This is a genomic window from Methylobacterium brachythecii (genome assembly GCF_014196345.1).
Classification (GTDB): Bacteria; Pseudomonadota; Alphaproteobacteria; order Rhizobiales; family Beijerinckiaceae; genus Methylobacterium; species Methylobacterium brachythecii.
The window spans coordinates 118,821-130,963 of the sequence record NZ_JACIDN010000005.1 but is presented as its reverse complement, the minus strand read 5'-3'; the positions used below and the strand labels follow the sequence as shown (position 1 = coordinate 130,963).

Genomic DNA, 12,143 nt, shown 5'->3' with positions numbered 1-12,143 from the left:
CAAGACAATCAAAACAATAGGTCGGCGCGGATCGGCGCGAGGGCGTCTTGTCCTCGCCGGCACGTCCGGGGAACCGAGCATGCGTGTAATCGCTGATCTGTGCATCGTGCCGATGGGCGTCGGGCCCTCGGTGTCTCCCTACGTGAAGGAGATCAAGGCGATCATCGATGCCAGCCCGCTGAATGCCGAGATGCATGCCAACGGCACCAACATCGAAGGCGAGCTGTCCGACATCTGCAAGCTCATCGAGGAGTGCGAGGCCAAGCTCAACGCACTCGGCGTCGAGCGCCTGTTCTACACGATGGTCTTCGGGTCGCGCCGCGACAAGGAACAGACCATGGCCGACAAACTCGCCGCGGTGTCGTGATCGACATGGCCTCGACGCCGCCGACGGCATCGAGGTCCTTGTTCTGCACGTGAAAGCCCTGCCCGGGCGCCGGGTCAGACCTTCAGGCGCTTGTTGCATTCCGAATAGTAGCCGCCGCCCTTCTGGATCCAGTTGAGGCCGCCGTTGCCGCCATTGGCCTTGTTGACGTTGTATTGATCCAGGCAGGTCTTCTGGCGCTGCTTGCCGGCCGACTCGCTGGCGTATTTCGGATCGATCTTGCTCGGGAACACCGTGGAGCCCGAGGCGGCGGGAGCCGCCGGCTTCGCGGCAGGCGCGGCCTTGGCCGTCGGCTGGGCCGCCGCGGGGGCCGGTGCCGGAGCGGGGGCAGCAGCGGGAGCAGTCGTCGTCGCGGCGGCGGGCTGAGCGTCGGCGCCGCACTGGGCCTTGCGGAAGTCGTTCCACTTCTGGCCGCCGAGCGTGCCGTCCTTCTTGGCCGCCTGGTACTTGGTGGAGCACTCGCTCGCCGAGAGGGCCGAAGCCGGTGCGCTCGCAGCGCAGGTCAGTGCGAGAACGGAAACTGCGAAGATCAGACGAGACATGGGATGAGACCTCCCTGGCAGAGCGTTTACCAGTCTCGAGAAACTACGCCGAGGTTCCAGTGCTGAGAAGGGCCGGGCCGGAGTTTTCCCAACCGTAGCGGGAGTTCCGGCCGGCCCTTCGCGTCAGCGCTTCTTGCCGGGGGGAGGAGGCGGTCCGGGTGGGCCATCGTCGCCTCCGCTGCCGGCATTCGCCTTGATCGCGAAGGCGACGAGGGGGCTGGCGACGTCGACCACCTCGGCCTTCGTCACGCCCGCTTTCGGATCGTAGCTGCCGGTCAACATGACGACCTTGCCCTCGTTGGCAGACAGGTCGAGCGGGGCGCCGGCATCACCGGTGGTTGCGCCGAGCGGCTTGCCGAGAGCGTCCTCGCCCTTCGGATCGTTCGTGAACAGCAGCACCAGCTTGCCGTCCTTCACGCCGCCGACGAAGCAGATCTCCTTCTCGCTCCGGCACGGAAACAGGCCGGTATTGGGCGGGGCGGCCTGCGGCGGCGGTGGAGGCGGAGCGGCTTTCGGACGGCCCTGCGCGAAGGCGCCGCCGGCGAGCGTCACCGCCAACGACGCAGCGATGGCGGAGGGGAGGATACGTGGCATGTCTCGCTCCTTTTGAAATCGCGTCGGGACCAGGGTCCGCCAATCGGGCAATTCTTCGGCAGCGGACCCACAGGAGTGCTTCGGCAGCCGGTTTCGAGCCTCGTGCGGCGGTGGTTCAGCCCGCGGAGGACAGCACGAGCGGCAGATCCGTGTCGCCGACGCGCTGACCGGCGGCGGTGAGCATCGCGTGGACCTGTCCGCGGTGATGGGTCTGGTGGTTGAAGAGATGCATGACGATCAGCGCCCGCGGCGCCGTCATCTCGCGGCCGGCAGCGCCGCTGAACCAGGTCATCGCGCTGCCCAGCCAGGTCGGATCGAGCCGCGCCGCCCAAGCGGCGAGATCCGTATCGATCCTCGTCCGCTCAGCGGCGAGCGTGGCGAAGTCCTCGTGCAGGCCGCCGCTCTCGGCCAGCCCCTCGTTCGGCGCCTTCCAGCCGTCGATCCGCGACATCCACATACGGTCGGCCCAGAGGAGATGGTTCAGCGTGCCTTGGATCGAGTGCCAGAAGGCTCCACGATCCGCCCGGCGCTCGCCGTCGGAGAGCCGGGCTGCCGCGGTGTAGGTCTTCGTGTTCAGGACGGCGTTGTAGGCCGCCATGGTCTGCGCGAATGCCGGAGTGATCACCGGCACGGCACTCCGGGCGGACAGACGCGTCCGCCACCGTGCTGCTGCTGTGGCTGCTGCTGGGGGCGCGCCATCTGCTGCTGACGCTGCGCGGCCTGCTGCTGCATCTGCATCTGACGCTGCTGCGCCATCTGCTGCTGTTGAGCGGCACGTTGCTGCATCTGTTGCTGCTGCATCATCTGCCGCTGCTGGGCCGCCTGCTGTTGCTGCCGTTGAGCGGCCTGCTGCTGCATCTGCATTTGGCGCTGCTGCGCCGCCTGCTGCTGCATCGCGGCCCGTTGACCGGCTTGCTGCTGAGCAGCGGCTCTCTGCTGCTGTTGCTGCTGCATCATCTGTTGGCGCTGCACGGCTTGCTGCTGCTGAGCCGCCGCCCTCTGCTGAGCCTGCTGCTGCTGCAATTGGCGCTGCTGGATTGCCTGCTGCTGAGCGGCGCCCGCCCCTCCCGGAGGCTGGCCCGGCCGCACGACCTGCGGAGCCGCGCCGTTTTGAGCCGGCAGGCCCTGCGCAATCCCGGGCCTGTTCCCGTTGGGAAGACCCTGCGCCGGTTGGCCGGGACGGTTGGCCTGCTGCAAGGGCTGCGGGCCGCCCTGGCCCGGAAGCCCCTGGCCGACGCCCGGGCGGCCGGGCGTGACGCCGGGCTGCACCTGACCGGGTTGCAGGGGCTGGGCCGGCCGGGTGGCCTGCAGCGGCTGCACCTCCCCATTCGGGTTGGGAAGGCCTTGCCCGGGCTGTCCGAGCCGATTGCCGGGAACGAGCCCCTGCTGGGGCTGCCCGGGTTGGCCGGGACGGTTCGCCTGTTGCGGGAGCGGCTGCCCATTCTGGCCCGGGAGTGGCTGGCCGAGCCCCGGACGCGCGCCGGGTGCGAACCCCTGCGGCGGTTGTCCGGGCAGGACCGGTTGGCCCGGGCGATTGGCCTGCTGCGGAAGACCCTGGCCGTTCGGTGCGAGGCCGGGATTGCCGATGATGCCGGGCCTGAGGCCGGGAGCGCCTCCAGGCGCGCCTGCGCCGGGGGGGACGTTGCCCTGAAGCGCCGCCCTGTTGGCGACGGCCGGAGGCAGCGCTACACGCGAGACGGCAAGGCCGGCAGCCGCGCCCGCGACCGCACCGGCTCCGATGGCCAGGGCCGAGGGACCATGGCGTTCGCGCGAGACGTCCAGGTTCTGACGGTTGATCTGGTCGATCACCGTCACGTTGTGGATGTTCTCGTAATAGACGTTGTTCGGCGGCGCGACGATGTAGGCCGGCGCGCTGACATAGGCCGGGATCGGCACGAAGGCCGGCGCCGGCAGCGCGTAGTCGACGTAGACCGGCGGCGGCGGTGCGAGGTCGACGATGTAGGCCGGCCGCGGGGGCAGGAAGAAAGCCGGCGGCGGGGGCGGCGGCGCGAGCTCGTAGTAGGGGTCGTCGAAATAGACGACGGGGCGCTCGACGTAGACGACTTCCTCCGGCGGGGGCGGCGGCACGTCGTAGGCGAGCATAGCGAAATGCGGCGGCGGCTCGAGCGCCACGGCGAGTTCGCGCAGGCGGCGGCGCGCGTCCCAAGCATGGGGGCCGCGCGGATAACGGCTGAGATAAGACCAGTACCCGTCCGGATTGTCCACGAGATAGGTTCGGCGCCAAGTTTGCGCCTCGCGCCGCGCCGCGATCAGCAGGCGCACGCGTTTGGCGAGCGCGTCCCGCGGATAGGCGGATACGAAGTCCTGGTAACCCTGCAGCGTGTCGCGCTGCAGGCAGGCGGCATAGGCATCCTGGGCCCCGATCTCCTTCAGCGGCCGATTGCGCAGGGCCGCGACCTGTGCCGGATCGGCGACGGGCGGCGCGTCGGCCGCGCGTTTGAAGAACTCGAACCCACCCTGGATCCGCGAGGCGCTCCAAGGGACCTCGCCGCCTTGCGTGGTCTCGCTGACGCGCAGGCGGACGCGGTCGAACAGATCGGCCGGCGGCAGGCCGCCCTCCCGGATCATCTCGACCAACGCCTGCGCATAGGCGCCGTAAGGCCCCTTTTCCTCGGGCCCGATGGTGCCCGGCGCGGCGTTGAAGGCGACGAGCGAGCCGGGTTCGGCCTCGGTGAGCGCGAGGCCACCGGCGAGTGGATCGCCGGTCCTGGCGAAGGGCGCGTTGCGGGCGGCGTCGAGCACGACGAAGCGCGCCTTGAGCGGGATCGCGGCGAGCTGGCGCTTGTAGTCGGAGAGCCGCAGCGCCCGCACCGGCACGTCGGCGGCGGAGGGGATCTGCGCGTCGACCGGCGCGAAGTAATTCTCGCCGTTGAGCTGCAGGCCGTAGCCCGCGAGGTAGACGAAGGCGACGGTGTCCGGGCCGGATTGCGCGGCCTTGTCGGTGAAGTCGCGCATCGCGCGGCGCAGCGAATCCTCGTCGAGGTCGCGGGCGCCGACGACGTCGAAGCCGGCCGCCTGCAAGGTCTGCGCGACGAGCCCGGCATCGTTGGCTGGCGTCGCCAGTTCGCCGGCCTTGTAAGCGGCGTTGCCGATGACGAGGGCGATGCGCTTTTCGGAGCCGCCGGGTGCCGGTTCGGCCCGGGCGAGGCCGGCGAGGAGACACGACGACAGGATCGTCAGAAGGGCGAGAAACCGCGACGCTGCGCGCATGAAAAGCCTCCCTCGGCTGGCTCGACGGACGAGCCGGGGCGGCACCAGAGCGCTCTTCCCCTCATGAATGGAGGTTGAACCGTCAATCGGGGCGATTTCGGGGTGCCTTGGCCGACCTCATTCGGCGGCGTCGTGCAGCGCGCGTCTCACGGCCTCCGTCATGAACGCGACGAATGCGGAGACCTTCGGGAGTGGAAAGTTGCTGCGAGGCCAGAGCAGGCGCAGTGCGCGACACGTCTTCTCGGTGCCGGGAAGCACCTCGTGCAGACGGCCCGTCCTGATCCGGTCGGCCACCGCGAAAGACGGCAGCCAAGCGATCCCGTTCCCTGCCTCGGCCAGACCGATCAGCGGTTCCAGGGAGGTTGCTGCGAGCGCCACCGGCAGGACCACGCCTTCGGGAAGGGGCAGGCCCCAATCGCCGAGTTTTCCGGTTTCGTAGAAGCGATGATGCAGCAGACGGTGACTCGTCAGATCCGAGGGCGTCTCCGGTGTGCCCATTCGGGCGAGGTAGCTCGGAGCCGCGACGAGCAGTGATGAAAAGTCGCCGAGCTTCACGTGCATCAGACGGCTGTCGCTGACTTCGCCCGAACGGATCACCGCGTCGAATCCGTCCTCGATCACGTCGACCATCCGATCGTTGTAGTCGAGGTCGAGTTCGATCTCCGGATTGCGGGCCATGAACGCGCCGAAGAGCGGCGTGAGCAGGTCGCCGGCGAAGGGAACGGCGACACGAAGCCGCCCCCGCGGCGAGGCCGTGCTGTGGGCCAGCTCCGCTTCTGCCGCCTCCAGCTCCGATAGGACGCTTCGGCAGCGCGTGAGAAACGCCTCTCCCTCATGCGTCAGCCTGATGGCGCGGGTGGAGCGATGGAACAGCCGAACACCGAGCTGATCCTCCAGCCGGGCGATGGTCTTGCCGATCGCCGAGGAGGACAGCCCGACTTGCTGGCCGGCCAGCTTGAAGCTCTGCAGCTCAGCCGACTGCACGAAGGCGGACAGGGCGCTCACGCTCTCGATCCGGATGCTCATGGTATCGTTTTCGTCCGTAATGATCAGAAACGCGGCCTGTTTTTCGGCTGTAGGGACTGCCTTAGTCAATCGGGTGTCGCGCTGAAGGCTGCGACTGTGACGAAGGAGATCTTATGCCGACGCTCTTCGATCCCCTCACGCTCGGCGCGCTGACCGTCCCGAACCGCGTAATCATGGCGCCGTTGACTCGCAGCCGCGCCAGCCGTGACGGCATCCCGACGCCGATAATGGCGGAGTACTACGTGCAGCGCGCCTCGGCCGGGCTGATCATCAGCGAGGCCATCGGCGTCTCGCGCCAGGGCAATGGCTTCACCTATACGCCGGGGCTCTGGACCGACGCCCAAATGGGCGCCTGGAAGCCGATCACGCAGGCCGTGCATGCAGCGGGCGGGCTGATCGTCGCCCAGCTCGCGCATAATGGCCGCGCCGGACATCATACCGTGATCGGCGAACAGCCGGTCTCGTCCAGCGCGACGGTCTCGCCGGTTGCCGCCTGGACCTATGACGGGCCGAAACCCTCCGAGATGTCGCGGCCGCTGGCGGTGGAGGAGATTCCGGGCCTCGTGGCCAGCTATTCGCGCGCGGCCAGCAATGCGATCGCCGCCGGCTTCGACGGGATCCAGATCCATGCCGCGAACGGCATGCTGATCGACCAGTTCCTGCGCAACAACAGCAACGCACGCACCGACGCATACGGTGGCAGCATCGAGAACAGGTTGCGCCCGCTCCGGCAGATCACGCAGGCCGTGGTCGAGGTGGTAGGCGCGGATCGCACCTCGGTGCGCCTGTCTCCCAACGGCGCGACCTGGGGCGTCGACGACAGCGATCCCACGCCTCTGTTCACGGCGGCGGCCGAGATGCTCGACGGCATCGGTATCGGATTCCTGGAACTGAAGGAGCACGGCCCGGCCGGGACCTTCCTCCCGACCGACGTCCCGCGCCAATCACCGATGATGCGTCGATTCTTTCGGGGGCCGCTGGTCCTCAACTGCGACTACGACCGCACCCGCGCACAGGCCGACCTCGACAGCGGGCTCGCCGACGCGATCAGCTTCGGGCGGCCCTTCATCGCCAATCCCGACCTCGTGCGGCGGCTGTACGAGCGTGCGCCGCTGACACCGGCCGCGGATGCGACTTTCTACACGCAGGGCACGGAAGGCTACACGGACTATCCGACGCTCGAAGACATCGCCGCCGTCGCCTGACCGGCAGGACGATCGGGCCTGCCGTCTCGCTTCCCTCTCTTCACCTCAAAGCCGCGTCGCGGCCCTTCAATGGAGTCTGACATGGACTGGAATGCCAATCGCGATCATCTGCTGGCGAATGTCGGCAGGCTTCAGGAGTTGTCGCCCGACACCGTCAAAGGCTACCTCACCGCCTCGGGAGCAGGCCGCCGAACCGCGCATCTGGACGAGAAGACGCGCCAGCTCGTCGCCCTGGCGGTTGCCGTGACGACGCGCTGCGACGGGTGCATCTCGATCCACAGCAACGAGGCCCTGAAGGCCGGCGCGACCCGCGAACAACTGGCCGAAGCACTCGGCGTCGCGGTCGCCATGAATGCAGGCGCCGCCCTCGTCTATTCGACGCGCGCACTGGAGGCGTTCGACGCCGCTTAGGGAGTGAGGTCGCAGGCTGAAGGCCCAAATCAGCCGCGTGGGATGCTCCCGGGCGTCTCACGCGTTTCGGATCACGAGGAGCGAGCGATGACCGACTCTTTGGAAAACCAACCCTCAGGCTATGTGCCACCCAAAGTCTGGGCTCCGAAGACGGCACTGGGCGGGACGTTCGGCAGCATCAACCAGCCGGTCTCGGGGGCCCGCTTCGAGCGGGAGCTGCCGGTCGGCCGGCATGGTTTGCAGCTCTACTCGCAGGGAACCCCGAACGGACAAAAGGTCACGATCCTCCTCGAGGAGCTGCTGGCGGCCGGGTATTCGGATGCCGAGTACGATGCCTGGCTGATCGACATCTTCCAGGGCGACCAATTCGGCAGCGGCTTCGTCGGCATCAATCCGAACGCGAAGATCCCGGCGCTCGTGGACCACTCGACGGACCCGGTCATGCGCGTCTTCGAGAGCGGCTCGATCCTCGTCTACCTCGCGGAAAAGTTCGGCGCCTTCCTGCCGACCGAGCCCCGCGCCAGAACCGACACCTTCAACTGGCTGATGTGGCAGATGGGAACGGCGCCCTTCGTGGGCGGCGGCCTCGGCCACTTCTACGCCTACGCGCCGCTGAAGATCGAGTACGCGATCGACCGCTACGCGATAGAGGTCAAACGCCAGCTCCACGTGCTCGACACGCATCTGGCCGCGCACGAGTTTCTCGCCGGCGACACCTATACGATCGCAGACATGGCGGTCTGGCCGTGGCAGCCCGGCAGCCTCTACGGCGCCTACGACGCGCACGAGTTCCTCGCGGTCGAGGAGTATTCTCACCTGCTTCGTTGGTATCGGGCCATCGCAGCCCGACCGGCGGTGGCACGGGGACGGACCGTCAACCGCACCTCTGGCGCGCCGGGCGAGTTCCTGCGCGAACGCCACGATGCCTCGGATTTCGATCGGGAGCCCGACGCATCGTGAGCCGGGACGGCTGCCCGGCGACACGGATCACGCTTGCATCTCCCGAAACCGCCAGACGCTCGACCGCTTGATCTCCGCATCTTCGAGCGAGCGCGTCACCGGCACTTCGTACGTCGCGATAGCCTCGAGCCGGTCGCGCGGCAGGTAACAGCGGCCCGGATCGCCGATCAGCACGGTGGTGCCCTGCGCGTGAAGGCCCTGCAGCCAGCCGCCGACGGCGCCGGCCAGGTCGCGCTCGTAGAAGACGTCGGCGGCGAGCACGCCGTCGAAGGGGCGCTCACTGCCGATCAGATCCTCGCCCGTCGCGACGATCCGGTCGGCGACGCCGTTCGCAGCGGCGTTGAGCGGGATGGCGGCGAGCGCGAAAGCGTCGAGGTCGCTCGCCAGCACATGGGCGGCTCCCGCCTTCGCTGCGGCGATGGCGACGAGGCCGGAGCCTGAGGCGAAGTCGAGCAGGCGCTTGCCAGCGACCGTCTCGGGATGATCGAGGATGTAACGGGCGAGCGCCTGCCCCCCCGCCCAGGCGAAGGCCCAGAATGGCGGCGGCAGGCCGATCTCGTCCAGTTCGTCCTCGGTCTTCTGCCAGAGCTCCGTCGCCTCGTCGGCGACGTGCAGGCGGATCTCGGGGGCGTGCGGAACCGGCATGAGCCGGGTGTTGGCGCGGATGAAGGCGAGCGGGTCGCGGGACGGGGTCACGCGGAGAGCAACTCCGCATAGATGTCGGCGACGCGGCTGGGGTCGCTGCCCATTTGGCCGAGGATGGTCACGGCGGTATCCGCCGGATCGAGCCCGAGAGCGCGGGCATCGTCTGCGCTCTCGAACAGGTAGCGCGTGCTTCGGTTTGCGAGCGGTCCGCGCAGCAGGCCTTTGACCGCGAGCCGCGATAGGCGGCCGGCGTCACGGGCGAGCGCGCCTGGCGCGTAGACGCGGTTCGGAATGCCGGCCATCACCGCCGCCGTGCCGCCGACGAGAATGCCGCGCAGGCCAACGCAGTGGACGATGTCGGCCTTCAACGCCTTCAGCATTGCCGAGAGCTGCCCCGCCGCGTAGCCGGCGCTCATCGGGTTGATGCCGGATTGGGTGCCCTCCAGGGCGACCACGCGCACACCGGTAACCTCGATCGCGGCGCGGTGGGTGCCAACCTGGGTGACCACTGCAATCGACAGCCCCATCGCCACGGCGGCTTCGGCCATGGGAAGACCGTGCGCGACGAAAACGGCATCGTCGCTCGCCACGAAGGCGAGGGTTTTCTCAGTGCCCGTCGCGGCTCTAGGAGATTGGGTCAGCTCGTCCATCGCGGCGGTCTGTAGCACGGGCGCAGGATAGCGGCATGGACGGAACGCTGAGCATCAGGCCCTTCGACGAAGGCGATCGGGGGCTGGTCAAAGCACTGTGGATCGGGTGCGGGCTCGTGGTACCGTACAACGATCCCGATGCCGACATCGATCTTGCGGCAGGCCGCGAGAATTCCGACGTCCTCGTCGGCTGCGCGGCCGACGGCAGCCTCGTTGCGACCGCCATGGTGGGCCATGACGGTCATCGCGGCTGGCTCTACTACGTCGCCGTCAATCCAGCCCATCGCGATACCGGCTTCGGGCGGATCATGGTGCGAGCGGGCGAGGACTGGTTGCGCGCGCGTGGCATCCGCAAGGCGCAGCTTCTGGTGCGCGAGACCAACACGGCGGTGCGCGCCTTCTACGAGCGCATCGGCTGGGCCGAGAGCCCGCGCACGGTGATGGAGCGCTGGCTTTAGCGCCGCTGCCCTCGCAAGGCGGTTGCGGGCTCCGCAGGCTGGAACACGGCCGGTCCGATTCCGGTTGAGCCCTCGCGTCGCGTGAGTGAGCCATCATGTCAGCCTGTGAAGACACCGGAACCGTCGATCCGCGAGAGGCTGCCCGCGAGGCCGGCCTGCGCTACGTGGACGATTCGAGGCCGGGCTGGACGCGCAAGCGCAGCGGGACGGGCTTCTCGTTCCGGGATACCGACGGCAAGGCGATCCGCGACAAGGCCGTGATCGCGCGCATCAAGAAGCTGGCGATCCCTCCCGCCTACACCGACGTCTGGATCTGCCCGCACGCCAACGGCCACATCCAGGCTACGGGTCGCGACGCGAAGGGCCGCAAGCAGTACCGGTATCACCCGGATTTCCGCGAGGCGCGGGAAGCGACGAAGTTCGAGCGGATCATGGAGTTCGCGGACGCCCTGCCAGGCATCCGCACCCGGATCGATGCCGATATGGGCAAGCGCGGACTGCCGCGCGAGAAGGTGCTCGCCACAGTGGTGCACCTCCTCGAAAATACCCTGATCCGAGTCGGTAATGACGACTACGCCCGCTCGAACAAGAGCTACGGCCTTTCGACGCTGCGTGATCGACACGTGACGATCGAAGGCTCGGAGCTCACCTTCCGCTTCAAGGGCAAGAGCGGACAGGAATGGAACCTGTCGATCCGCGACCGGCGCGTCGCCCGGATCGTCAAGGCTTGCCAGGACCTGCCGGGCCAGGAGCTTTTTCAGTATCTTGACGACGAGGGGGTTCGCAGGGACGTCACCTCGTCAGACGTCAACGCCTATCTTCGCGAGATCACGGGCCGAGACTTCACTGCCAAGGATTTTCGGACCTGGGCTGGCACCGTGCTCGCCGCTTTGGCCTTGCAGGAATTCGAGAGCTTCGACAGCGAGGCCATGGCCAAGCGGAACGTGCGCGACGCGATCGAATCCGTCGCCTCGCGCCTCGGCAACACGCCGACGATCTGCCGGAAATGCTACATCCACCCGCAGGTGCTCGGTTGCTACCTCGACGGCGCGCTGCTGCTCCAGGTGAAGGAGAGGGTCGAGGATGAGCTGACCGAAGAACTCGACCAATTGAAGCCCGAGGAAGCCGCGGTGCTCAGCCTGTTGCGCAGCCGGCTTCAGGAGCCTGCGCCCAAGCCGCGGGCGAAGCCGACGCGCAAGGGCGCCTCGACCGGAGGCCGGCCGGCCGCTGGACGTCGGCGCGCGGCCTGACCGAGCGAGCCGGGGCGGTGCCAGCGAGGACGCCGCTCACGGCCGTTGTCGAGCCGGGCCTCAGTGCGAGGCGGAGCGGCGCGGGAGGTCGGCGTCGATCACCGGGTCGAGGCCGAGCTGCCGGGCGAGCATCACGAGATCCTTGAGCCGGCCGGTCTGGGTCTTGCGGCGCAGGTTGAGCCGGTGCGTCTCGACCGTCCGGACCGAGAGCGAGAGGCGGCGCGCCACCTCCTTGTTCGAGAAACCCGCGCTGAGGAAGCGCAGCACCTCGGCCTCGCGCGGCGTCAGGGTCAACGCGTCCGGGGTGGTATAAGCGTTCTTCTGTGTCTCGACGCCGACCTCGGTCGGGGCGCCAGCCAGCCCGAGAATAACGCCGCAGACGTCGCGCGCCGCGGTGCCGCGCCCGACGAAGGCGTCGGCTCCAGCCGCGAGCAGGTCGCGAAGGTCATCGGAGCCCAGCGACTGGAAGACGACCAGGATGCGCAGCAAAGGCTGACGTTCGCGCAGCACTATGATCCTCTCGCAGGCCGCGGCGAGCAGCGCGTCACGAACGCAGATCAGGGCGACGACGGTGCCTGATGCGTCCGAGCCGAGGTCTTCCTCGCCGATCGTGCGCAAGGCCGGGGTATGTTCCAGTGCCGCCCGAAAGCTTGGATCGAACCCGAGTGGCTCGTCGACGATCAGGACTTCGACGGTGTGGCTCATACCGCACTCCCCTTTACGCGTGCCGCCGCAATACATCGCGGCCGTATGGGAGTGTTCAGAACAAAATCCGTTCCAGGGGTT

General features: G+C 68.2%; 13 protein-coding genes and 1 pseudogene. 6 read left to right on the top strand and 8 right to left on the bottom strand.

What is annotated here, in order from left to right:
* Nucleotides 1–79 precede the first annotated feature (79 nt).
* Nucleotides 80–367 carry an MTH1187 family thiamine-binding protein gene (locus tag GGR33_RS14205; protein ID WP_183506300.1) on the top strand — a complete coding sequence of 96 codons (288 nt, stop codon included), beginning with the start codon at nucleotides 80–82 and terminating at the stop codon, nucleotides 365–367.
* A 74-nt stretch (nucleotides 368–441) separates the two neighbouring features.
* On the opposite strand, the gene GGR33_RS14200 is transcribed toward GGR33_RS14205, so the two are convergent.
* The 5 genes from GGR33_RS14200 to GGR33_RS14180 all read right to left on the bottom strand — a co-directional run bounded on the left by GGR33_RS14200 (nucleotide 442) and on the right by GGR33_RS14180 (nucleotide 5,778).
* Nucleotides 442–927, bottom strand: a complete 486-nt coding sequence (locus GGR33_RS14200) for a hypothetical protein (protein WP_183506298.1) — start codon at nucleotides 925–927, stop codon at nucleotides 442–444.
* Between the two features lie 123 nt (nucleotides 928–1,050).
* Nucleotides 1,051–1,521, bottom strand: coding sequence for a hypothetical protein (locus GGR33_RS14195; protein ID WP_183506297.1), 471 nt, complete (start codon nucleotides 1,519–1,521; stop codon nucleotides 1,051–1,053).
* 115 nt (nucleotides 1,522–1,636) lie between these two features.
* Entirely contained in the window at nucleotides 1,637–2,146 is a 510-nt protein-coding gene (locus tag GGR33_RS14190; RefSeq protein ID WP_183506295.1) for a DinB family protein, read from the bottom strand.
* A complete protein-coding gene (locus GGR33_RS14185; protein WP_183506293.1) occupies nucleotides 2,143–4,752 on the bottom strand; it encodes a caspase family protein in 2,610 nt (869 codons plus the stop codon). Before GGR33_RS14185 ends, GGR33_RS14190 begins: the two co-directional genes overlap by 4 nt.
* Before the next feature lie 117 nt (nucleotides 4,753–4,869).
* The gene (locus GGR33_RS14180; protein WP_210302020.1) at nucleotides 4,870–5,778 is read right to left on the bottom strand and encodes a LysR family transcriptional regulator; all 909 of its coding nucleotides are present in this window, start codon (nucleotides 5,776–5,778) and stop codon (nucleotides 4,870–4,872) included.
* A 113-nt stretch (nucleotides 5,779–5,891) separates the two neighbouring features.
* Between GGR33_RS14180 and GGR33_RS14175 the strand changes: the two genes are divergently transcribed.
* From GGR33_RS14175 to yghU, 3 genes are all read left to right on the top strand, one after another.
* Complete coding sequence (locus tag GGR33_RS14175) at nucleotides 5,892–6,983, top strand: alkene reductase (protein ID WP_183506290.1); 1,092 nt, start codon at nucleotides 5,892–5,894, stop codon at nucleotides 6,981–6,983.
* An 81-nt stretch (nucleotides 6,984–7,064) separates the two neighbouring features.
* Nucleotides 7,065–7,394 (top strand): carboxymuconolactone decarboxylase family protein, encoded by a 330-nt coding sequence (locus tag GGR33_RS14170; protein ID WP_210302019.1) that lies wholly within the window; start codon nucleotides 7,065–7,067, stop codon nucleotides 7,392–7,394.
* 87 nt (nucleotides 7,395–7,481) lie between these two features.
* Nucleotides 7,482–8,354 carry a glutathione-dependent disulfide-bond oxidoreductase gene (gene yghU, locus GGR33_RS14165; protein ID WP_183506287.1) on the top strand — a complete coding sequence of 291 codons (873 nt, stop codon included), beginning with the start codon at nucleotides 7,482–7,484 and terminating at the stop codon, nucleotides 8,352–8,354.
* 27 nt (nucleotides 8,355–8,381) lie between these two features.
* Here the strand turns inward: yghU and GGR33_RS14160 are convergent, their stop codons facing one another.
* Both GGR33_RS14160 and GGR33_RS14155 read right to left on the bottom strand, forming a co-directional pair.
* Nucleotides 8,382–8,999 (bottom strand): class I SAM-dependent methyltransferase, encoded by a 618-nt coding sequence (locus GGR33_RS14160; RefSeq protein ID WP_183506919.1) that lies wholly within the window; start codon nucleotides 8,997–8,999, stop codon nucleotides 8,382–8,384.
* 77 nt (nucleotides 9,000–9,076) lie between these two features.
* Nucleotides 9,077–9,649, bottom strand: a pseudogene (locus GGR33_RS14155) (glycosyltransferase); the annotation flags it as partial.
* Nucleotides 9,650–9,684: 35 nt separating this feature from the next.
* Here GGR33_RS14155 and GGR33_RS14150 point away from each other — a divergent pair.
* Both GGR33_RS14150 and GGR33_RS14145 read left to right on the top strand, forming a co-directional pair.
* Complete coding sequence (locus tag GGR33_RS14150; protein WP_183506285.1) at nucleotides 9,685–10,107, top strand: GNAT family acetyltransferase; 423 nt, start codon at nucleotides 9,685–9,687, stop codon at nucleotides 10,105–10,107.
* Between the two features lie 95 nt (nucleotides 10,108–10,202).
* On the top strand, nucleotides 10,203–11,357 hold the full coding sequence (locus GGR33_RS14145) for a DNA topoisomerase IB (RefSeq protein WP_183506283.1): 1,155 nt from the start codon (nucleotides 10,203–10,205) through the stop codon (nucleotides 11,355–11,357).
* 60 nt (nucleotides 11,358–11,417) lie between these two features.
* Here GGR33_RS14145 and GGR33_RS14140 read toward each other — a convergent pair whose 3' ends face one another.
* Nucleotides 11,418–12,062, bottom strand: a complete 645-nt coding sequence (locus GGR33_RS14140; protein WP_183506281.1) for a response regulator transcription factor — start codon at nucleotides 12,060–12,062, stop codon at nucleotides 11,418–11,420.
* Between the last annotated feature and the right edge of the window lie 81 nt (nucleotides 12,063–12,143).

Excerpts from the sequence above, each read along its gene's own strand:
- GGR33_RS14150 (WP_183506285.1), top strand. The coding sequence starts at position 9,685 with ATGGACGGAACGCTGAGCATCAGGCCCTTCGACGAAGGCGATCGGGGG.
- GGR33_RS14205 (WP_183506300.1), top strand. The coding sequence starts at position 80 with ATGCGTGTAATCGCTGATCTGTGCATCGTGCCGATGGGCGTCGGGCCC.
- GGR33_RS14140 (WP_183506281.1), bottom strand. The coding sequence starts at position 12,062 with ATGAGCCACACCGTCGAAGTCCTGATCGTCGACGAGCCACTCGGGTTC.
- GGR33_RS14170 (WP_210302019.1), top strand. The coding sequence starts at position 7,065 with ATGGACTGGAATGCCAATCGCGATCATCTGCTGGCGAATGTCGGCAGG.
- GGR33_RS14200 (WP_183506298.1), bottom strand. The coding sequence starts at position 927 with ATGTCTCGTCTGATCTTCGCAGTTTCCGTTCTCGCACTGACCTGCGCT.
- GGR33_RS14175 (WP_183506290.1), top strand. The coding sequence starts at position 5,892 with ATGCCGACGCTCTTCGATCCCCTCACGCTCGGCGCGCTGACCGTCCCG.
- GGR33_RS14180 (WP_210302020.1), bottom strand. The coding sequence starts at position 5,778 with ATGAGCATCCGGATCGAGAGCGTGAGCGCCCTGTCCGCCTTCGTGCAG.
- GGR33_RS14195 (WP_183506297.1), bottom strand. The coding sequence starts at position 1,521 with ATGCCACGTATCCTCCCCTCCGCCATCGCTGCGTCGTTGGCGGTGACG.
- yghU (WP_183506287.1), top strand. The coding sequence starts at position 7,482 with ATGACCGACTCTTTGGAAAACCAACCCTCAGGCTATGTGCCACCCAAA.
- GGR33_RS14145 (WP_183506283.1), top strand. The coding sequence starts at position 10,203 with ATGTCAGCCTGTGAAGACACCGGAACCGTCGATCCGCGAGAGGCTGCC.
- GGR33_RS14160 (WP_183506919.1), bottom strand. The coding sequence starts at position 8,999 with ATGCCGGTTCCGCACGCCCCCGAGATCCGCCTGCACGTCGCCGACGAG.
- GGR33_RS14185 (WP_183506293.1), bottom strand. The coding sequence starts at position 4,752 with ATGCGCGCAGCGTCGCGGTTTCTCGCCCTTCTGACGATCCTGTCGTCG.